We start from the raw sequence: 22,383 nt of genomic DNA on the forward strand, positions 1-22,383 counted from the left end.
AGAGAATTATTTTCTCAAAAAATAAATAAGTAAAAGCCGTAAAATAACGGCTGTTTTTATTCAAATTATATTTTCAGGAGTAGTTATGTCCCTCAAAAATTTTTTAGAACTCGTCGAAATTAAAACTAAAATCGCCAGTATTTTCCCTTACATTATTGGTTTACTTTTTAGTTTAAGCTATTTTAAAATGATAAATATTGGCCTATCTCTCTTATTTTTAATAGCTATGCTCCTTTTTGATATGACCGTAACTGCTATTAACAATTATCAAGATTTCAAAAAAGCCAAAGATGAAGAATACAAAAAGCAAGAAAGCATCATTGGTCAAGCCAATCTTTCCACCCGATTGATAGCTTCAATTATCTTGTTTATGCTTATTTTGAGCCTTTTTTTAGGATTTCTCCTCGCTTATTTTGTTGGCTGGCTTTTCTTTATTCTTGGTGGAATCGTCTTCTTTATTGGCGTTTTCTATACTTATGGTCCTATTCCACTTTCACGTATGCCTTTAGGAGAAATTTTTTCTGGTGGGACAATGGGCTTTGGAATTTTTGCAATGATCATCTTAATCAACAGCGCTCAATCACCTATTTTTAACCTAAATCTTGATTTTACAAACGACTCTTTTAGCTTTACTGGTAGTATTTTTGCAGCCATCGCCATGATAATTGCAAGTTTACCACTCATTTTTACCATTGCAAACATCATGCTGGCCAATAATTTACGTGATTTAGATAGCGATATAAAAAATCATCGTTACACATTAATTTATTATATCGGTCGTTCAAACGGAATCAAACTTTTTCAACTTTTGATGTATTCTTCCTATTTAGCTATTATTCTTGGATTTATCTTTAGAATATTTGAATGGCCAACTTTACTTAGTTTACTCACTTTTCCAATTATCAGAAAGAATCTAAAATCTCATGCTAGTCAAGTTCCAAGTCCTCGCAGCTTTGTTTATTCACTGAGAAATATGGTTCTATTTAACAGCGCTTATGCTGTGAGTCTGTTTTTATCAATCCTTTGGCAATATTTAAGCAACTAAAAAAAGTGATAGAATATCACTTTTTTATTTTTCATTTAAAACCTGACGAAGCTGTTCTCTAGCAATCACTTCATCTTCTCGTCTAATCAAAAAGGTCAAATAATCTCCTGCTTGTAATTCGGTATTCCCGTGTGGAATAATATCCTTACCTGAACGATGAACCGAAACAAGCAAACATCCTTCTGGTAAATGTATCTCTGACAACTTCTTACGATCCGCAACTGAATCAAATTGAACAATTGTTTCAAACATCATCTGCTTATCCGAATCATCAACATCAATTTCTTTTTCTTTCAACATGTTCTCTAATAAAGAATCATAAATTGGCTCAGATTGTAATAAATCAGCAACGACATAGGCAATTAAAGAGACAAGAGCCAAAGGAAGTAAATGGTCAAATGAACCAGTCATTTCCACCAAAAGAAGGATTCCAGTCATCGGTGCTCGAACAATTGCTGTAAAAGTCCCAGCCATCGCTAAAATTACTAGATTGGCAAACAAATGGCTTGGAAGATGAAAAAGTGAAATGACAATTGTCGCAAAAACAGCTCCAAGACTAGCACCCAAAACTAATAGGGGAAAGAAAATTCCTCCTGGCACCCCCGAAGCATAAGATACCATTGAAATCAGATATTTCCCAATGAGAATCAAACATAGAAAGGCTAATCCCATTCCTAAACTAAAGGAATCCATTAAACGATGGCCACTCCCAATTATATTAGGAAACAATAAACCAGTTGCCCCAACCACTAAAAAAGTAAGTAAAACACGAAGAAATGGACTTTTTATTTTCTTCATCAAATTTTGACTTGTGAGGAGTGTCCAGTTATAAAAAGCACCGAAAAATCCTAAAATAATTCCTAAAATAATAAGTAGCCAATAATTTGAGAGTTCAATTGAACCAACAATTTGGAAATGAAAAACTGGACCACTCCCAAACATTATTCGTGCAACCATATCAGCAACCATTGCTGAGGTCATACAAGTTAATAAAATCAATGGAGAAAAGTATTTAAATACTTCTTCCAAAGTAAACATGACACCTGACAAAGGTGCATTGAAAGCAGCAGATAAACCAGCAGATGCCCCAGAAGCAATTAGAATTCTTTTATGACGTTCAGTTTCAGCCAACCGGCTAGAAACCATCTGACCCATTGAAGCCCCAAGTTGAACTGAGGGACCCTCACGCCCCAGTGATAGACCTGCAAACATTGCTAAAGTCCCAGCGATAAATTTAGCAAAAGCCGTCGTGAACCAATTATTTTTAAAATAACCCTGTAATTGCCCTTTAACTTGTGGTATCCCAGAACCTGAACTCATCGGGTATTTCTTCATAAAGTAAGTAACCACAAACGCTAAGAAAGCCAAACCCAAAATAAGGAGGGGAATAAAAATAAGGTGTGAGCTAACGAAGCGATAAATACTCAAGCCCCAAGTTTCAGCTTTTTCCAGTGTCAACCGATAAAGACTGGCCAAAAAACCCGCAGTCAAGCCCACGAGTACACTTAGAAAAAGCAGATAAAGATTTTTATTTGTTGATTTCTCTATATCTTTTAATTTCATTACTACTTCCCTACTAACGCTTATTTTAATAAATTTTTAAGCAAGATTATTATACCATAAAATAGATTTCTTATGTTTTGTACTTTTAATAATATACACATCACCTGTATAAATTTACTCAAAAAGGCACTCAATCGAGTACCTTTAATTTTTTAACTACAGATTTACTTAAAGTTTTCTATCTTTCCAAAAAAGAAAGAGCCCGAAAAACATCATCAAATAAAATGGAAGTGTCAATGCAGTAATTTCTAGTGGTATTCTTACAACAAAAATAAGAATAATGAGAGAGAGAGATAAGACTAAACCTCTATACTTAAAAATTGATTTTGGAATTCGTGGCCAAACATAGATTTGTAAAAGAAATGAAATGACAATCACTACCAACCATAAAACTAAAACCATCACTCTACCTCCTTGTTAAGTTTAATTCTCTTTTTTTCCCTCAGAATCTCGTTTACTATCATGTATTAAATAATAGATACCTAAGCCAATTAAAAGAATAGAGAATAAAACTACTGGGAACAAGCCATCATTTTTTACAAAAACAAAGAAACTAAGCAGTAACAACGACGAAACAATGATAATCAATCCTCTTTTCCTTCGGCCATAGCTGATTAAAAAAGAATCTTTATATTTTTTTCCTATTAAATAAGCCCCCCAGATTATCAATAGTATAGCGATACTAAGTAACATTTTAATACCTCTTTTTTAAAATAATCAGATTATACAGCGTAAATAGAATTATTCATCTGAGTTTTTCTCTAATAATCTACATCACTTTCTTTTTTGTGGAAATTGAGAAATTCCTGTCAACAAAGAACTTCCTTCTCCCCAAGCTACTTTTCTTTCAGCTCGAAGTTCTTTATAAAAACTCAAGACTTCTTGAGAAAGTTGAGAACTAATAACCAAGGGAAGTAAAGCATTTCTAAAATGAACTAATTCAAATTCAAGGTTTTTACTTTTTTCAATTCGTTCGCGAAAATCCAATAATATTTCTTTCTCAGGTGATTTAAGTTCTGACTTATTTTTCAGAAGTTCATCAATTCGTTTTAGGATTTTTTCTTTATTTTCTTTCTCCTTTTTAAACATGTTATATTTTCTCCTTTCTACCAGTTTACTCCTTGAGCATTAAATACGTAAATTGCGGCTCCCATTGGACCTCTCGTTTGAGCAAAAACATACTTATGATTTACTTGATCATAATAAAGTACTCCAGAAGCAGTGTTTTGAATAAATGTTAGATTAGAAGTATTGGTCCAATATCCACTATCTGAACTACCACCTTCAAATTCCATATTCATCCGTGGTAGTATTCTTAAAGGAGCTATTACTTCTTGAGAATTCGAAACAACTGAATCGGCAGACACTGATATTGAGTAAAATTCTGAAAAAACTGCTAAAGCTATTAGGATTACTTAAATTTGTTTTGGTTTCATAAGAATTTCCTTCTTTCTATTATATTTTTGTGCAATTTTGTTCATCCTATTAAATTTTTTTAATATATTTCTCCTTTCCATTAATTTTCAAGCGCGCTTTCTTTTATCTTTAATTTTATTTTAGCAGAAAAAAAGCCTCATTTTTAAATCATTGCAGAAATGCAACGAAGTAATCTGGAGACTTTTTTATGTTAATAATTTTCCTAAAAGCTTTTGATAGCGTTTTTGATAATAATCTGCTAAATCTTTATACCCAACTTGTCGAAAAATTTCAATGGCATTTTTGATTTGCTTTTCACCGCTTATCTTGTCTTTGAAACAATAGCTATAAAAACCATGTGCCAGATTTCTTAGATTTTCAACATAGAGGTCGTAGAAATCATCTTTAGGGTAACTTTTTTGCAAGATACTTTTAGCTGAGTCACGAGCTCCTTTTGAGGAAAGCAAAACGACCGCTCGATACGAAGATTGAAGAACTCTTCTGCGATATTTAAAAACACCATATAAGTGTTTACTCTTCCCCCAGAGTTCTTTCATCAAATACATAATTTCTCGTTCACTGAAACTATCCAAAGTCAGATAAAAAATCGAAAGCTCAAAATAGCCCCATTCTCCAACATCATAGAGATATTCAACCACATCGTCAGCTTCCGTTTGTGTCAGGATTTCATAACGACTTTTAGCACAATAAGCTAGCATTTTTGAATCATATTCCATAGCTTCTAGATAGAGATTGTGAAGTTTATCGACGTCATCTGCAATATCCGCAAGAATTATATCTTCTAAAAATTCTTCTTTATAATCCATTGAAAAATTATTGATAAAATGTTCATACTCAGCTAAAGTCACATTCATCTCTTGCAGCGCACTATCCAAGCGTTCAAAGCTTATCATGGTTTGACCTAATTCAAATCTTGATAAACTCGCTTTTGAGATTCCTATTTCTGAAAAATGAGAAAGCGAAAAATTCTTTTGTTCTCGTAGTTTTTTAAAAATTTCCCCATAACGTTTATAAGGCATATTTTTTCCTCGAAATTTTTATTTTTTATTGACCGATTACTTTTTACCAATACGAATATTTGATTTAGGTTTTTTGGATTTAGTGGCAAAATGACTTGCGATTGCTCCACCGCCATGTTTTTGATATTCTACGGCAACAAAGCCAGCTTTTCTAAAAAGTTCCTCAAGTGTCTTGGCATCTGGAAAATCTTCTGCTGATTTTTGAAGCCATTGATATTCTTTTAAAGATTTGGCAAAAACTTTACCAAAAAAGGGCATGACATTTTTAAAATAAAGTTCAAAAGCTTGTTTATAAATTGGCAATGTGGGGTGTGAAGTTTCGATACAAACTACTCTGCCCCCTGGTTTTAATACACGAAAAATTTCTTTTAATACAGTAAGATAGTCAGGTGTGTTTCTTAAACCATAACCAATCGTAACTACATCAAAACTTTCATTTTCAAAAGGTAATGCCATTGCATTTCCTTGGAGAAATTCAATATTTTTCTTCGCTTCCTCTTTGAGTTTAGCCTTAGCAATTTCGAGCATATTTTCTGAAAAATCAAGACCAATTACTTTACCAGAAGGGCCGACACTTTCAGATAAATCAAAAGTCCAGTCTCCAGTTCCACAACACAAATCAAGAATAGACAGACCAGTTAAATCTCCCATTCTTTTCATTGTTTTAGCACGCCATAAATCATGTTGTTTAAAACTGATAATGGCGTTCATTTTATCATAATCTGATGAAATACTATTAAAAATTTCTTGTACACGTTCTTCGTTTACTTTTGTCATAGACATATTATAGCACAAGTTCTCCCTTACTATTTGCTCATTATGATTATAAATAACAGAAAAACTACTGACCAGTCTGTCAGTAGTTTTCTTAACATTAATGGAAGAAATGACTCTTGCTTCCGATTTCGGAAATCTTCTTCGTTTTATCTTCAAAGTGTGGGAAGAGGAAGGCACCTATTGCAACAAACACAATTGATACTGCTACAAGGATAATTATCGCAAACCAAGCATTTGGCCAGTAAATTCCTCCCGCTGATTCTCGTAAAAGGTTGACAGCGTGAGTAAATGGTAAATAAGGATTAATGGCTTGGAAGAATTTTCCAGAAACTTGGATTGGATAGTTCCCACCACCACCAGAAATGGAAAGAACCAGGATGATAATCGCTATTCCTTTACCTACATTGCCAAACAGTGCGACCAGAACATAAACCATTATCATAAAGGCTATGGATATTAGTAAGGCAAAGAGAACACTGTAGAATGGATCTCTTACATCTACTCCTAAACCAAAATAATTTCCAAGCGTTACAATCAAGGCTTGAGCAAGTCCAATGGCTACGAAACTTCCCATTCGAGCAAAGAATTGTTCACGTTTAGAATAACGTTTTTTATCTTTATCTGATAAGTGAACCTCCGTTGTTGCCAAACTTGAAAGTAAGACTGCACCGACCCACAGACAAAGCGCAGTATAGAAAGGTGTACTTGCTGAACCATTGTTGGCAATCGGGTAGATTTGATTTTCTTGGACTTCAACTGGTTGTGTCAGGAAGTCACTTTCTTTGGTTGCATCTAATTTTAGGAGTTTGACGATTTCACCTAAGTCAACTTCTTTTTCACCTTTTTGAATGGCTGCGGCTGCTTTTTGAATTCCTGATTTGATTTCAGGCCAATCATTTTGGATTAAATCATTGGCTTGATTCAAAGCAGACTCAACATCAGGCATTTTATCATTTGCCATTGTTAAGGTATCTGTCAAATCTTTACGAACACCAGCATAATCATTTTTAAAGAAATCAGAAGCTGTCCCTAACTTAGTTTTAAGAGTAGGAAACTCATTTTTATAGAGATTAGCTCCTTCATTAATTGCATTAACAATCGTTGTCATATTGCCATTTAACATTACATTCGCATCATGAATTTCTTGTTTAATGGCTGGCATTTCGCCTTGATATTTTTCTAAAATGGTAATAGCATTAGAAACTGTTTGACTTGTTGAATTTAGTAAGGCATCAAAGTCGATTTGTTGAGCTTGATTTAATAAACCTTTAGCGTCTGTTATGGTATTAATTAAGGTTGTTAGAGCTTGCTTAATAGTTGAATTAATTTCATCTACATTGATTTGACTTGCTATATTAGAAATATTAGTGGCTAAACTATTAATTTCATCAAAATAATTTTTGACATCAGAAACATCCCCTGTTTGAATCAAATCGTTAAGATGATTCATTCTGTCATTAAGACTTGAAAGTAATGATTCTAAGTTAGTTAGATTTTCAATTACTGAATCTAAATCATGACTTCCGTTACTTTCTTGAATTTGCTTGAGATAGTCAACCGTTGTTTTGATTGACTGTCTTTGTTGGTTGATATTAGTGACGAAAGTAGTGATAAGACTATTAATCTGTTGTTTTTCTTCTGGAGTAAGTTGATTGTCATCAATCGCTTTTTCAATCACACCAATAATTGTCGAAGTATCATTAGAAAAATCTTTAATAGATTCTAATGCAACCTTAGAACTACTTGTAATTGCTGGCAGTGCTGTTTGTAATTTATTAGCCGCATCCAAGGTTATAGTCCCCAAACTATCAGCATCTTGTCCCAATTTTTTAATGTCTGGCATTGATTTTTGGACTTGATTGATAATTTGTAAACCTTGTTTGGCTTCTTGAATACCTTGAGTCATGGTACTTTCTACTGACGCAAAGTCATCATCAATCATCGAGATTTGTTTTCCAGCATTTTGAATCTCAGGTATTTTCTCTTGAAGGGTCAAAACGAGTGAAAAACTTTTATCAATTTCTGGCATTTTATCATTTAATTTAATGACCTTTTGACCTAAAGCATCTACTTCTGGTAAATAAGTGATAAATTCATTAGCTTTTGCCAGTTTTTCTTTAATTTCTGGCATTTTTCCATGAAGGTCAACAACTTGTTGAGTGTATTTATCAATGGTTCCTAAATTATCATTAGTTGATAAAATCGCTGATTTAACCTTCTGAATACTTATCATGTTTTTATCAATATCGTAACCAATTGTATTGAAGGTTTTTAAAAGGGTACTACTTGCCGTTTTGATAAACTCTTCAGAAATTTGCGATTGTAGAGAAGAGGCTCCTTTTGATGTTATTTTGGGAGCAATGGCATTGATTTTTTCGTTAATTGAATAAACAATTTGTGGTTTTTTAATATCACCCGTGGTGAAACTTAAGAGATCCTTTGAAAAATCCTTTGGTAAATAGATCCCAGCATAGTATTTCCCAGATTTCACACCTTTATCTAAATCTGCTTTGGAATCAACAAATTTCCAGCCTAATTGGTGATTTTTCTTTAAATTTTTCAGTACTTCATCACCAATATTGATGGTTTTATCTTGAAAACTTGCCGATTTATCTGCACTATAGACCGCAATTGGCAGTTGCGAAGTATTGGCATAGGGGTCCCACAGGGCTTTAATATTAAACCAAGCATATAAAGAGGGAATTATCATTAGGGCGACAATTAAAAAAGTCGCCACGGGATTTTTAAATATTCGCTTCCAGTCTAGGGCAAACAACTTCCATGTATTTTTAATACTTTTCACTTCTTATCCTCATCATTCTTATCTCACTTGTAACTTTTTAAATTTCTTAAATATCATCGAGGCTTTTTCATACTTCATGACTGCGGATTTAAAAATTACGCAATACACGATTTTATCATATTTCATAAAAAAGTTCTAGCACTGCTTCCTTTTAATGGACACTTGCTTAACTATTGTAAATTTTTCTTGCTAGATAAAAATCTTAAATCAAAGAAATGTTTTGTTTGATAAAAAAAGGAGGAAAGCCCCCCTTTTTAATTATTCATTTGTTAAATCTTCACCGTTGCTTGCAATAACTTTCTTGTACCAGTTAAATGATTTCTTAGGCGTCCGTTTCAAACTTCCTTTACCATAATCATCTCGGTCGACATAGATGAATCCATAACGTTTGCTCATCTCACCCGTTCCTGCTGATACTAAGTCAATACATCCCCAAGAAGTATAACCTAATAGTTCAACGCCATCAAGTTCAACTGCTTTCTTCATTTCTTTGATGTGTGCAGCCATGTAATCAATTCGGTAATCATCAGCTACAAATCCATTTTCATCAGGTTTATCTACTGCTCCTAAACCATTTTCTACAATAAATAATGGTTTTTGATAGCGGTCATAAATAGAATTCATTGTGATTCTTAAACCAAGTGGGTCAATTTGCCAACCCCATTCACTGGCCTCTAAATAAGGATTTTTTACAGATTCAAAGATATTTCCAGCTGATTTATCTGCATCCTCATCCTTGACTTTAGCGACTCGACTTGCATAGTAACTAAATGAAATAAAGTCAACTGTGTTTTCAGCAAGGATTTCTAAGTCGCCTTTTTCAATCGGAAGTGTAATTTCTTCACGCTCTAATCTCTTTAAAAGGTAGTTTGGATATTTTCCACGTGATTGAACATCAATGAAAAAGAGATTATCATGATTTTGTTTTTGAGCTTCAAAAACATTTTCTGGATTACAATCAAATGGATAGTAATCTCCAGCAGCTAACATGCAGCCTATCTTATTTTCTGGGTCAACTTCATGTCCAATTTTTGTTGCTAAAGCCGATGCTAATAGTTCATGATGAGCGGCTAAGTATTTGGCTTGTTCTTTATTTTCTCCTTCTTCAAAAACAAGTCCTGCTCCCATAAATGGAGCATGTAGGAGCATATTAATTTCATTAAATGTCAACCAATAGCGAACTAATCCTTTATAACGAGTAAAAATTGCTCTGGCTAAATTTTCATAGAAACCAACCATTTTTCGATTACGCCAGCCACCATATTCTTTAATTAGGTGGACAGGGCAATCAAAGTGAGTGATGGTTACTAAGGGTTCAATTCCTAAACGTTGGCATTCTCTAAAAATATCCTCATAAAATTGCAAGCCTTCTTCATTTGGCTCTTGTTCATCACCTTTTGGAAAAATTCTTGTCCAAGCAATAGACATTCGATAGGTTTTAAATCCCATTTCAGCAAAAAGTGCGAGGTCTTCTTTCCAATGATGATACATATCAATCGCTTCTTTTGCTGGATAAAAATGGTCTTCATCGAATTCAAGGTGCTTCATTTCCCCTGTAATAATTGGAAAACGGTCTTTTCCGTGTGGAACAAGGTCGACATTGGCAAGCCCACGTCCTCCCTGATTATAGCCGCCTTCACATTGATTAGCTGCAGTTGCTCCGCCCCAGAGAAAATCTTTACTAAATGGCATAATAGATGACACTCCTTTTTTATTCTTTTTTTAATTTTAACATTTTTTTATGACATTTGATAGCGATTTCATCTATTTTTTGGAGCGTTTTCTATAATTTTATAAATAGAAAAGACTCAAATTAATTTGAGTCTTCTTCTTTTTCTGGTTCTGCCCAATTTCTTCGCAAACTAAAATGGTCTGGAACTAAATCATATCCTGGCTGGCAAAATGGGTGACAACGTAAAATACGTGCTGTCCCCATTGCCAAACCCTTGGCTGGTCCATGTTTTTCAATGGCCTGAATCATGTAATTGGAGCAGGTAGGATAATAGCGACAGGCTGGTGGCAAGGCTGGAGAAATCCAGCGTTGGTAGCCATGTACTGCTTTTACTAATACTTTTTTCATCTATTTCACTTTATTAAGTAAGAACTTATCATCATTCTTGCTAGTTTTACTGACAGACATTATCAGTTCTTTATTTTTACTGACAGAAATATTCTGGAACATCTGTCAGTAAATTTTTATTTCAAAAGACTAAGAATATCAGCAACCATAAGTTCTGGTGTCAAATGATAACGATTATAAAGTTCTGTCACTGGAACAGAATCATTAAATTCACGTTTCGCACCAAAGTTCAAAACTTTAACATCATACTTACCAAGGAAGGAAGCAACTTTTTGACCAAATCCTCCGTCAAGAATTCCATCTTCGATCGTTGCAATAACTTGATGATTTTCAACTAAGTTTTCAAGGAAAGCTTGGTCCAAATCGTTGATGAAAAGTGGATTTATTAGGGTTGCATTAATTCCATTTTCAGCCAAAACTTTAGCTACTTTTTCACCATGTGAATAAAGGCCGCCAAGTGCCAAGAGGGCAACTTTTTCGCCTGATTTTGTCATTTGATATGAAGGGGTTGAATAATCTGTGAGAACAGTCGGACGTGATTCTAAGCCGTGTTCTGGCATTTGAATCACAACTGGTTCTTCATGTTGCTCAAGAGCCCAATCAAGAATTGAAATAAATTCTTCTTCAGAAGTTGGAGCAAGATATTTGATATTTGGAATGTTTGAAATCCAAGTCATGGCTGATGAGCCTTGGTGTGTTTCATCTGAACCTGAAATAACTCCACCTTTAACAATAACAATTGCTGGTTCTTCATTAATTGCTAAGTCATGCCAAAATTGATCATAAGCACGTTGAACAAAAGTAGAATTGTGGAAAATAATTGGACGAGCACCTGCCGCAGCCATTGCACCACCAAAAGTAATGGTAAATTGCTCAGCAATTCCTGCATCAATATAACGGTCAGGATATTTAGCTGCAAATTGTTTCAGTCCAAAGATTCCTGGAATTGCTGCATTGATGGCAACAAGAGGAAGGCCTTCTGAAACCTTTTTATCCATGTAATCCAACATAACTGAACTATAAGATTTACCAGAATCAATCACTTTTGATTGACCAGTTTCTAAATCGAAAGGCATGTGCCAGTGAAAAGCTTCTTTATTTTCAAGAGCTGGTTGATAACCACGTCCTTTTTCAGTATGAATATGAAGGACAATTGGATGGTCGATATCTTTTACTTCTTCAAATAGGTGAATTAAAGATTCAATATCATTTCCATTTTCAAGATATTTATAATCTAAACCAAAAGTTTTAAAGAAGTTATTTTCGGCTTGACCATTTGTCGCCCGAAGTTCAGCAAGGTTACGGTAAAGTCCTCCATGATTTTCAGCAATTGACATTTGATTATCATTAACTAAAATAATGAGGTTTCCTTTGAAATCTCCGGCATTATTGAGGGCTTCCATAGCAAGTCCCCCAGAAAGTGAACCGTCACCAATGACTGCAACAATGTTGCCTTTGTCATTTGTCAAATCACGCGCTTTGGCATAACCTAAGGCATTAGCAATTGAAGTTGAGGTATGGCCAACTGTGAAAAAGTCGTGTTCTGATTCTCTTTGACTGGTGTAAGGTGTGATGTCATGGAAATGTCCATCAGTAAATCCATTTTTACGTCCAGTCAAAATTTTATGTGGATAAGTTTGGTGAGAAACATCCCAAATAAACTTATCAATTGGTGAATTGAAAACTTTATGAAGGGCAATTGTTAATTCAGTCACACCCAAGTTTGGGCCAACGTGTCCACCGATGTTTGATACTTTATGAAGAACTGCTGTTCTAATTTCTGAAGCTAATTCTTCTAGTTCTTGATTTGATACTTTTTTTAAATCCGCTGGGCTGTCTATTTTTTCTAACACTGACATCTCTGATTTTCTCCTTTTTAGATTTACTTAGTTATTTACTAACAGAAATTGTCTTTAAAAACTAGTAAATCGACTGACAAAATTGTCATAATTTGAATGTTACTATTATCTTATCATAATTTGTCAGTAATTTTTTCCTATCATATTTTACAACTTTTGGAAAATTTTTGCAGGATTTGAAATTGTGCTGTCCACACGAATTCTAACAATGAATTTTGTACCTTTAGGTTTATTATCTTCAACTGTAATCTTCCCATTGTAAGCTTCAACAATTTGTTTGGCCAGAGAAAGACCCAAACCTAAGCCACCTTTTTGACGTGTTCTTGCTTTATCTACTCGGAAAAAGCGGTCAAAGATTTTTTTCTTATCTTCATCAGAAATTCCTTCACCATTATCGGCGACAGCAAAAACTAAGAATCCTCCATTTTTTTGAACATCTACAGAGATTTCACCCTCATCACCCGTGTATTTAAGAGCATTATCAAATAAGATGGTTAGCAATTGTTTAATCAGGGCTTGGTCCAAATTAATCGTTCCATCTAATTTCAAATGGCCTGAAAACTTTTTACCTGCGTTTTCAGCAAGCATTTCATAGCTATTAAAAATATTCTCAAAATAAGTTGCCGTAGTCGCCTCTGGCTCAATTCTGATTCCAGAATCTCGACGAGCTAAGTTCAGTAAGTTACTTGTTAATAATCGCATATTACGAACTTCTGATAAACTTTCAGAAATATTTTCTGATTCATCAATAATTGTTGCTGTCGGCTTTTGGAAAAGTAATTCTAGACGATTTTGCAAGATTGCCAGAGGTGTTCTCAATTCATGTGAAGCATTTTCAACAAATTCTTTTTGTTTTTCATAAGCAGCCAGAATAGGTCTTAAAGTCCAGTTTGCAAGATATAGACTAATAATTATTGATAGTAGCCAGAAAGTAATCATTGTTGTCACAATGACCCACATGGCCCGGCTCATGGCATCTTGAATTTGGTCAACGTTTGAAAAAATTTGCATATAAACTGGCGTCACAGTACCATCAGAATTTGTAATGATAAATTGCGATGTTGTGTAATAACGATAGTGCAAATTATCTCCATAAGGATTTTTTACAGATACTGTCTGAATTGTATTTATATGTTTTTCATTAAATTTCATTGCTTTTTGCAAAAGACTCATGCCAAAGTTTGTACTTATATTTGCATTTGAGCCCGTTGATGGCATAAAGTTTTTTCCTTCTGAATCATAAAAAATTACACTATTATTTGGTCCATAAAAGCCACTATCTTGTGAATTATTTGTTCCTAATTGATTATTCGCTGCTTCTTCCAAAAACACTCGGTTTTGAGCCAAATTGTGTAAATTTTGGTCAGTCGCTCGATACATTCCTAATTGCATGACTTGAATAATAATCACGGCTAAAGCAACAAAAATGACTGTAAAAGCTAGAAAAAAATGAAGGAAATTTTTCCCATCATTTTTTACAATAGCTGAAGATTTAATTTTTTTAATTATTTTCTTCAAAGAGGTCTCATTTCTAGATAGATTTACTGACAGAACTTTTTGTTAATTTAATAGATGAATTTCACCTCTATACAATAAGCTGTCAGTAAAATTTTATCTCAGGATATAGCCAACATTTCGCAAGGTTGAAAGATTATTGACAAATTCTGTATCTTTCAATTTTTTCCGAATTTTACTCATATAAACTTCAACAACAGTAACTGTTGTATCACTGTCATAGCCCCAAATCCGGTCAAAAATTTGCTCTTTTGGCAAAATAACATTTTGATTTTGCATTAAATAAACGACTAAATCAAATTCTTTTCCGATTAAATCAACAGGTTGATCATCAACTAAAGTTGATTTATTTGATAAATTCAAACGAATATTTCCATAAGTCAAACCGTTTGAATCTTCTAATTTACCTGTCCGTTTCAAAAGTGCTTGAATACGTGCTTTTAGTTCATCTAAATAGAAAGGTTTTGTTAAATAATCATCTGCTCCAATGTCGAATCCGTGCATTTTATCATCCAAAGATTCTTTAGCAGTCATGATTAAGACTGGCGTATCTACATTTTGCTCACGTAATTCCTTTAAGACTTCAAAACCATTCTTTTCTGGAAGCATTAAATCAAGCAAAATTAAATCATAGATTCCCAATTCTGCCTCATAGAGTCCTTCAACACCATCATAAACCTGTTTGACTTGCGCAAATGATTTTAAGAAATCATAAACAGATTTTGAGAGTGATAAATCATCCTCCACTAATAAAATTTTAATCATTGAATCCATCCCTTTTCACTTTTTTTAGGGCTCATAATTTATAAATTATTTTTAGTTAAATTGCTTGGAAAGTCAATAAAACTGCGCCCATCCCTTTCTATTATTTTACACTATTATCATATTTTTGTCTTGTACTAGGCTTAACCTTATCTTAAACAAAACTAAAAAAGCTAGAACTTAAATTCTAGCTTTTGTTGATTCTCTAATAATTAATTCAAAAGGAATAATTGATTTTTCTGGCAAATTTTCTTTCTTATCTCGTAAGTCCAAGATTTTCTTAATTGCACTTGCCCCTAATTGCTCAATATGAATGTCAAAAGTTGTTAAATAAGGATGAATCATTGCTCCAAAGATAGAGTTGTTGTAAGTAATTAAACTCACATCTTCTGGAACATTTAAACCTTGACTTCTTAGACGTTCCACAACTTTTAAAGACAAGACATCATCCATAACTACAAGAGCTGTTTCGTTTCGCAAGGAAAAATTAGCATCCATAAACAAGAGGTCATGATTGAGCCCAAGTTTCTCGGATTCATCTTTAAAACCTTGATAACGTTCTTCAAAAACTTCTGTTTCTTTCGTATCGGTCACAAATGAAATATTTTGATGTTTTAATTGTGCTAAATGACGAACAGCCTCGCGTCCAAGCAGCATATTATCATTATCCACATGGGTAATTTCATTTTTTCCTTCAGCCGGAGTTCCAACTAAAACAAAAGGAACTTTATTTTCTAATAAATAATCGCGAACTTCATCATTTTTTCCAGCGTAAAGCACGATAAATCCGTCAACTCGCTTTTCTGAATATTGAAGTTCAATCTGTTTTTTCAACTCTTTGGCTGAATGGCCAGTCGCAATAGCGATTGAAACATCGTAATCACGAGCTGTTTCATTGATTGAGGTCAATATTTTCATAAAGAAAGGTTGGCTCGCTTTGTCAGCCACTGGCGGGAAAACAACACCAATTGTATTTGTTTTTCCCGAAGCTAGAATCTGAGCCGCTGCATTCCTTCGATAACCTAATTCATGCATGGCTTTGCGAACTTTTACTTTTGTTTTGTCCGAAATCTCTGAACTATCTTTAATGACCCGACTGACCGTTGAGGCATTAACACCAGCTTTTTTTGCAACATCTTTAATTGTAACTGCCATATTTTCACTTGAGACTAGCTAAACCCAGCTCAACTCAGCGCTCCTTTCTCTTTCTTTTATTTGACACTCTGAAATTTTATTTTGCCAAATTTTCGATTAATTTTCAACTATTTTTTAGATTTTTGATAAAAAAGTCATTTAAAGACATCAAATTACTTTGTTTTTGTAACATAAAAATCTTTTAATTCAATTTTTTCACCATAGATTTCAAGATTTAAGGCTTGGCCACGTAATAATTCAAGTTTCACTTCTTGACCAACAGAAATTTTTAATAAACGTCCGCGATAGTTAATGTGAAAGGCATAACCCGTCCATGCTTGTGGTAAAAGTGGGGCAAAACTCAATTGACCATCCCAGGTTTTCATTTGGGCAAAACCATGAACAATCGCCAACCATGAGCCAGTCATTGATGTGATGTGAAGTCCATCTTCTGTGTCGTTATTATAATTATCTAAGTCAAGACGAGCTGTTCTTTCATACATTTCAACAGCCTTGTCTTCCATGCCAAGCTCTGCTGCTAAAATCGCATGAATTGATGGAGAAAGTGAGCTTTCATGAACAGTTAATGGTTCATAAAAATCAAAATTTCGTTGTTTTTCGGCTAATGAAAATTGATTGCCGAAGAAATAAATTCCTTGAAGCACATCTGCTTGCTTAATATATGGACTACGTAACACTCGATCCCAAGACCAATTTTGGTTCAATGGAAGATTTTTAGGGTCAAGTTGAGCCACTGGAGTCAAATCTTTATCTAAATAGCCATCATGTTGAACAAAGATACCCAATTCTTCATCTTCTGGATAATACATTTTATCCACAATTTCTGCCCAGTGAGCAATTTCAGCTCCTTCAATTAAATCTGGGCGTGGATATTTCGCTAAACTTTCAGCAGTATAAGTCAAAACCCAAGCTGCCAATTTATTAGTGTACCAGTTGTTATTGATATTATTTTCATACTCATTTGGGCCTGTGACTCCATGAATCATGTATTTATCATTTCGTTTACTATAATGCACACGATCTGCCCAAAAACGAGCAATTTCAATCAAAACTTCTAAGCCTTCATGAGCAAGATAAGTTTCATCTCCCGTGTAGTTGCTGTAGTTATAAATCGCATAAGCCATTGCTCCATTACGGTGAATTTCTTCAAATGTAATTTCCCACTCATTATGACATTCAACACCTGTAAAAGTAACCATTGGATACAAAGCACCTTTAAGTCCTTGTTGACGGGCATTATGTTGTGCTTGCGGCAATTGATTATGACGATATTTTAAAAGATTTTTAGCAACTTTTTCATCAGAAAGCGCCAAGTATAATGGAACGGCATAGGCTTCTGTATCCCAATAAGTTGCTCCGCCATATTTTTCTCCAGTAAATCCTTTAGGGCCAATATTTAAACGTTCATCTTCGCCGTAATAGGTAGAGAAAAGTTGGAAAAGATTAAAGCGAATCCCTTGTTGAGCTTCTGCTGAACCGTCAATTTGTACATCAGCAATTTCCCAACGTTTTTTCCAAGCGATTTCTTGTTCTTTATAAAATTCATGATATGTTTTCTTAGAAATTTCAAGGGTCAAATTTGATAGCACCTTTGTTAAATTCGAGGGTTCAATATCACGACTTGTGACAACTAAAACATTTTTGATAAAGGTGAGTGGTGCATTTTCTATTAATTTTGCTTCGTAAACATCTAAAACAGAACTTTCTTTTGTTTCTTGCTTAACTCGAGTAAAATCGCCTGCAAAGCTTTGTTTAGCTGCTACCGTAAATTGTTCAACTCCAAATGGATTAGGAATTGTTTCAGTGACAATAAATGAACCTGTAGCTGTATTATCAAGGTTTTTTACTGTCCAAAATTTTTCATCGTAGTTGGAATCTTCATTACGAACATTTGCATCAATGATTGAGGCTGTACGGATTTGATGAATTTCACCATCTAAGCTTTCAAACATGAAAGCAAAAACCGCAAGTTCTTGTTGAGCAATTGAGAAAAATCTTTCGGCAGTCACACGTACTCCATAAGCTACATAAGTATAGGTGAGTACCCCTTTTTCCATATCAAGCGACAGATTAAAATCAGTCACATGACTTGCGGCTAAATCAACCTCTTTGTCATCAATAAAAACTCTGACAGAAGCAAAATTGAGGGCATTGATTGCTTTACCAAAATATTCAGGATAACCATTTTTCCACCAACCTACACGTGTTTTATCTGGGAACCAAACCCCTGCAATGTAAGTTCCTTGGTGACTATCGCCACTATAAGTTTCACTAAAATTTCCGCGCATTCCCATGTAACCATTTCCAATAGAAGTAAGTGATTCTTGCAAACGACGGTCTTCTTTTTCAATCTGATTTGATGTAATTTTCCAAGGGTCAATGCCCATAATTCTTTTGATTTGTTTCATAGTGTTATCTTGTTCTCACCTTCTATTTTTTATAAACCCGATATTCCCAGGCTGACAGAACCATTTTTTCTTGAAATTTTTGATTTGAACTGCCCAAGACTTGTTGATAATTAATGACAGAATTTTCAGCAGAGCTGTCAGTAAAACTGTCAAGTTTTGTAAAATCTAAATGAGCTTTTTTGTCAGCCAAATTGACAATAATTAAAAATTCAGCTCGTTCATAAACTAAAACTTGAGGATGTCTTTTAAAATGAAATTTAATTGAACCCTCTGAAATCGCTGGTTCTTGATGCCGTAATTCAATCAATTTTTTATAAAGTTCAATGAGTTCTTGATTAGTTTGACTATTAATAACAGAAAAATTTGGATTCATTTCCATCCAAGCTTGTCCACTTGTAAATCCTGCATTTTTAGAATTGTCCCACTGCATTGGTGTTCTTGAGTGCTCACGACTATTTTGGGTGACTTCTGCTAGTGCTTGATTTGCTGACAGTTCTGTCAGTTCAACGCGACCAACGGAAGATGTTGAATCGGCAGATTGAGGAACTGACAGCTTTGCTGACAATTCTGTCATTAACATTTCATATTTCTTTTTAATCTCATCAGCTCGTAATTGCTTTGCGTCAGTAAATGGAAAATTAGTCATCCCAAATTCCTGCCCTTGATATATGAAAGGCGTTCCTCTTAAGAGCATATAACTGACAGCCAACGCTTTTGCTGATTCTATTGAACCATCGCCAAAAGTATCAATACTTCTTGGTTGGTCATGATTTTCAATATACAAAGCATTCCAACCCCGTTCAAGCAAATCTTCTTGCCAACGCATAATGACTTTTTTGTAGCCATAAATACTGCCCTGACCATTGCCATTTGATTTTCTGACATTATGTTCTAATTCAAAAATCATATTGATATAGCCAGCTTCATCGGTCCAGTCGGGCGCTTGCTTGGAGCGAACCCCTGAAGCTTCCCCAACAGTCAAAGCACCATATTCATCAAAAATAGCTTTCAAATCTGACATATATGTTTCAATCCCAGCAACATTCATGAAAGGCACCCACGGGCCGTCGCCTTTCCAAGATTTAATTTTATAGTTCCATGGCATTTTTTGAATGTGTGAAATCGCATCTAATCTGAAGCCATCTATTCCCAAATCTAACCACCAGCGAATCATGTCATAAATTTCTTGCCGGACTTTGGGATTTTTCCAATTTAAATCAGGCTGCTCTTTGGCAAAAACGTGAAAATAAGCTTGTTTTGTTTTTTCATCATAAGCCCAAGTTGAACCACCAAAAAAGGAAATCCAATCATTTGGCATTTGGTTAGGGCTAGCGTCTTCCCACAAATAATAATCACGGTAAGGATTATCTTTTGATTTTTGACTTTCTAAAAACCAAGGATGTTGGTCTGATGTATGATTGACTACCAAATCCATGATGACTTTCAAGCCATTTTCATGCGCTTTATCTAGTAATTTTTTAAAATCTTCAAGTGAGCCAAACATTTCATCAATGACTTGATAATCAGAAATATCATAGCCCCCGTCAACTTGTGGACTCTTGTAAATTGGATTTATCCAGATAAAATCAATCCCCAATTCACGTAGATAAGGAATTTTTTCAATGATGCCATTGATGTCGCCAATGCCATCTCCATTGCTATCTTTGAAAGATTTTGGATAAATCTGATAACCTACCATCTTGTGAAAATCATTTGTTTTTATTTTTTTCATAGTTTTACATTTTCATTTTTAAAGTCCCTAAACTGAACTTATTTATTTTTTCAAAATAACGGTGCTGTAAGCTGGTATTGTCAATTTTCTATCAGTTAATTTTGCTTGAGAACTACTGACAGAAAGTTGGTCAGTGATTTTTGTCCCAACAATGCTTTTTGGGAGTTTCATTGTCACATTTTCTGTATCGGAAAAATTATTGATAATAGTCAAATCCTTTCCATAATTAATGACAGACAAGCTCTCTTCACTGACAGAAATATTTTTCAATCTGTCAGTCGCAATTTCAGGATATTTTGCTTTGACCCGCAAGATTTTTTTGTACCAATTGAGCAGCGAATTTGGATTGGCTTCTTGTTGAGCTACTGAGCCTCCGTCAGTTGTGGCAATTTCTGTCGCACCTGGCACAGAAATATCCGCTTTGGGAGAATCTGTCCCAGCAGCATTCCACGACATTGGCAAACGTTTATTTTGGTCAATGCCAGAACCTGTCAGCCCCAATTCCTCACCGTAGTAAATAAATGGATTTCCCGGCATCAAAAGATAAGTTTGAGCAGCCATTTTCTGCATGGATAAAGAACTTAAAAGGGTTGCAGATCGGTCTGTGTCATGATTACTCAAGAAAGGAGCGTCAATGGCTTTCGGGTTATCCGCATGAATTTCTTGGTCCCATGCTTCAATTTGTTGACCAAATAAAGAACCTTCACCTAAGACTAAAGCCGAATTAATTGGACTTGAACTCGATTGCAAAGCATTCGGAAAGTCAAATAATGAATCAATACCTGACTGATAAATATCATCAATTACAGAAGCCGTTGAAAAAACTTCGCCCACTAAATAAGCTTTTGGATTTTGCTTTTTGACCGTGTCTGTCAGCCATTTGGTAAAGACCGTCGTTTTTTTGTCATCATTTGAGAAATAAAAACCGACAGCGTCCAAACGAAAACCAGAAACACCTTTGTCTAACCAAAATTTCGTAATTTTTGCAATTTCTTTTTTGACCTCAGGATTGGCAAGATTGAGGTCTGGCATTGATTTATCAAACTCTGACTCATAGTATTTGCCATTGCTGGCTAAACTATAACCCTCTTTTGCTGTATCCGACCAATTATAATAAGCCACATATTTTTTGTCGCCAGCTAGTGCTTTTTGAAACCAAACATTATCAGTCGCCGTGTGGTTAAATGGCATATCTAAAATCACAGCAATTCCTCGTTTTTTAGCTTGAGCAATCAGATTTTCAAAATCAGCCATTGTCCCAAATTTAGGATTAATTTCTTCGTAATTAGTGACATCATAGCCATGATAACTAGGACTAGCAAAAATCGGTGTCATCCAAAGTCCTTGCACTTTCAAATCCGTTGTAGAATTGGATTTTCCAGTATTCAAGTAGTCTAAATGTTGCGTGACCCCATTTAAATCACCTTCGCCATCATGATTTGAATCGGCAAATGAACTCGTAAATATTTCATAAAAATTACGATACAAACTCCTATCAACCTTTTGGCTGACAGCCGCTTTTTTTACTGATGAATCTTTTGAATTTGCTTTTTGACAAGCACTTAAAGTACACGTCGCCAGTAAAGTTACTGACAGAAGTAAAAGCTTATTTTTCATAATATTCGTTCTCTTTTTCTTCCCAGTAAAGTCGGTCAGAATCAGTAATTTCGCGGAGAATTCGTGCTGGATTACCTACTGCAATCACATTTGCTGGCAAATTTTTCGTCACTACCGTTCCCGAACCCACAATTGTATTTTCGCCAATCGTAACGCCCGGATTAACAATTACTCCTGCACCAAGCCAAACTCGGTTACCAATCGTAATCGCTTTTCCATATTCTAGTCCACGCTGTCGAACTCCGGCATCTATTGGATGAGAAGCCGTAATCAGACTGACGCGAGGTCCAAACATCACATCATCGCCAATCGTAATCGGTGCAACATCCAGAAAAATACAGTCCATATTGGCATAAAAGCGCTGACCAATTCTTGTATTTTTACCATAGTCGATGTAAAGCGGTGGATTTACAAATAACTCATCGCCAGTTTGACCAAAAAGTTCTTTTTCAAGTGCCACAATTTTTTCTGTATCAAGTAGATTGAGTTGGTTAATTTCTTGATTTAATGCTCGATTATTATCAGGTTTGTATTCTGGTTCAACCTTACTTGCTTTATAGAGTTTGCCAGCAACCATTCTTTTAAATTCGCTCATTTTCACCTCACCCTTT

The 22,383-nt window shown here is 34.6% G+C and carries 19 protein-coding genes; 1 reads left to right on the top strand and 18 read right to left on the bottom strand.

Translation table 11 applies throughout. From position 1 onward, the window contains the following. The first annotated feature begins 85 nt into the window (after window positions 1–85). The gene (gene menA, locus MKX45_RS09535; protein WP_340817110.1) at window positions 86–1,045 is read left to right on the top strand and encodes a 1,4-dihydroxy-2-naphthoate polyprenyltransferase; all 960 of its coding nucleotides are present in this window, start codon (window positions 86–88) and stop codon (window positions 1,043–1,045) included. A 24-nt stretch (window positions 1,046–1,069) separates the two neighbouring features. On the opposite strand, the gene MKX45_RS09540 is transcribed toward menA, so the two are convergent. From MKX45_RS09540 to MKX45_RS09625, 18 genes are all read right to left on the bottom strand, one after another. Beyond that, entirely contained in the window at window positions 1,070–2,608 is a 1,539-nt protein-coding gene (locus MKX45_RS09540; RefSeq protein ID WP_057720083.1) for a ClC family H(+)/Cl(-) exchange transporter, read from the bottom strand. A 168-nt stretch (window positions 2,609–2,776) separates the two neighbouring features. Beyond that, on the bottom strand, window positions 2,777–3,010 hold the full coding sequence (locus MKX45_RS09545) for a hypothetical protein (RefSeq protein WP_128267548.1): 234 nt from the start codon (window positions 3,008–3,010) through the stop codon (window positions 2,777–2,779). 21 nt (window positions 3,011–3,031) lie between these two features. After that, window positions 3,032–3,301 carry a hypothetical protein gene (locus tag MKX45_RS09550; protein ID WP_057720085.1) on the bottom strand — a complete coding sequence of 90 codons (270 nt, stop codon included), beginning with the start codon at window positions 3,299–3,301 and terminating at the stop codon, window positions 3,032–3,034. A gap of 81 nt (window positions 3,302–3,382) precedes the next feature. Then, window positions 3,383–3,697: a bacteriocin immunity protein gene (locus MKX45_RS09555; protein ID WP_340817111.1), complete on the bottom strand. Its 315-nt coding sequence runs from the start codon at window positions 3,695–3,697 to the stop codon at window positions 3,383–3,385. Window positions 3,698–3,714: 17 nt separating this feature from the next. Next, on the bottom strand, window positions 3,715–3,909 hold the full coding sequence (locus MKX45_RS09560; protein WP_242404127.1) for a lactococcin family bacteriocin: 195 nt from the start codon (window positions 3,907–3,909) through the stop codon (window positions 3,715–3,717). A 321-nt stretch (window positions 3,910–4,230) separates the two neighbouring features. Beyond that, on the bottom strand, window positions 4,231–5,064 hold the full coding sequence (locus tag MKX45_RS09565) for an Rgg/GadR/MutR family transcriptional regulator (protein WP_057720087.1): 834 nt from the start codon (window positions 5,062–5,064) through the stop codon (window positions 4,231–4,233). A 36-nt stretch (window positions 5,065–5,100) separates the two neighbouring features. Then, the gene (locus MKX45_RS09570; RefSeq protein ID WP_015426856.1) at window positions 5,101–5,841 is read right to left on the bottom strand and encodes a demethylmenaquinone methyltransferase; all 741 of its coding nucleotides are present in this window, start codon (window positions 5,839–5,841) and stop codon (window positions 5,101–5,103) included. A gap of 97 nt (window positions 5,842–5,938) precedes the next feature. Next, window positions 5,939–8,644: a YhgE/Pip domain-containing protein gene (locus tag MKX45_RS09575; RefSeq protein WP_340817112.1), complete on the bottom strand. Its 2,706-nt coding sequence runs from the start codon at window positions 8,642–8,644 to the stop codon at window positions 5,939–5,941. A 258-nt stretch (window positions 8,645–8,902) separates the two neighbouring features. Beyond that, window positions 8,903–10,336 carry a 6-phospho-beta-glucosidase gene (locus tag MKX45_RS09580; protein WP_021722126.1) on the bottom strand — a complete coding sequence of 478 codons (1,434 nt, stop codon included), beginning with the start codon at window positions 10,334–10,336 and terminating at the stop codon, window positions 8,903–8,905. Between the two features lie 121 nt (window positions 10,337–10,457). Beyond that, window positions 10,458–10,724 (bottom strand): membrane protein insertion efficiency factor YidD, encoded by a 267-nt coding sequence (gene yidD / locus MKX45_RS09585; RefSeq protein ID WP_012898265.1) that lies wholly within the window; start codon window positions 10,722–10,724, stop codon window positions 10,458–10,460. A 116-nt stretch (window positions 10,725–10,840) separates the two neighbouring features. After that, entirely contained in the window at window positions 10,841–12,583 is a 1,743-nt protein-coding gene (locus MKX45_RS09590) for a 1-deoxy-D-xylulose-5-phosphate synthase (protein ID WP_010906088.1), read from the bottom strand. Between the two features lie 147 nt (window positions 12,584–12,730). Further along, window positions 12,731–14,101 carry a sensor histidine kinase gene (locus tag MKX45_RS09595; protein WP_042230545.1) on the bottom strand — a complete coding sequence of 457 codons (1,371 nt, stop codon included), beginning with the start codon at window positions 14,099–14,101 and terminating at the stop codon, window positions 12,731–12,733. Window positions 14,102–14,194: 93 nt separating this feature from the next. Beyond that, a complete protein-coding gene (locus MKX45_RS09600; RefSeq protein ID WP_021722129.1) occupies window positions 14,195–14,863 on the bottom strand; it encodes a response regulator transcription factor in 669 nt (222 codons plus the stop codon). Between the two features lie 177 nt (window positions 14,864–15,040). After that, window positions 15,041–16,015: a LacI family DNA-binding transcriptional regulator gene (locus MKX45_RS09605; protein ID WP_003130365.1), complete on the bottom strand. Its 975-nt coding sequence runs from the start codon at window positions 16,013–16,015 to the stop codon at window positions 15,041–15,043. 152 nt (window positions 16,016–16,167) lie between these two features. Beyond that, a complete protein-coding gene (locus MKX45_RS09610) occupies window positions 16,168–18,423 on the bottom strand; it encodes a glycoside hydrolase family 65 protein (RefSeq protein ID WP_340817113.1) in 2,256 nt (751 codons plus the stop codon). A 22-nt stretch (window positions 18,424–18,445) separates the two neighbouring features. Then, entirely contained in the window at window positions 18,446–20,155 is a 1,710-nt protein-coding gene (locus MKX45_RS09615; RefSeq protein ID WP_057720097.1) for an alpha-glucosidase, read from the bottom strand. A gap of 42 nt (window positions 20,156–20,197) precedes the next feature. Next, the gene (locus MKX45_RS09620) at window positions 20,198–21,772 is read right to left on the bottom strand and encodes an alpha-amylase family glycosyl hydrolase (protein WP_340817114.1); all 1,575 of its coding nucleotides are present in this window, start codon (window positions 21,770–21,772) and stop codon (window positions 20,198–20,200) included. Continuing rightward, entirely contained in the window at window positions 21,762–22,367 is a 606-nt protein-coding gene (locus MKX45_RS09625) for a sugar O-acetyltransferase (RefSeq protein WP_021470128.1), read from the bottom strand. The genes MKX45_RS09620 and MKX45_RS09625 overlap by 11 nt, the downstream gene beginning before the upstream one ends. Window positions 22,368–22,383 lie beyond the last annotated feature (16 nt).

This window comes from Lactococcus sp. FSL W8-0209, assembly GCF_038006585.1.
Classification (GTDB): domain Bacteria; phylum Bacillota; class Bacilli; order Lactobacillales; family Streptococcaceae; genus Lactococcus; species Lactococcus lactis.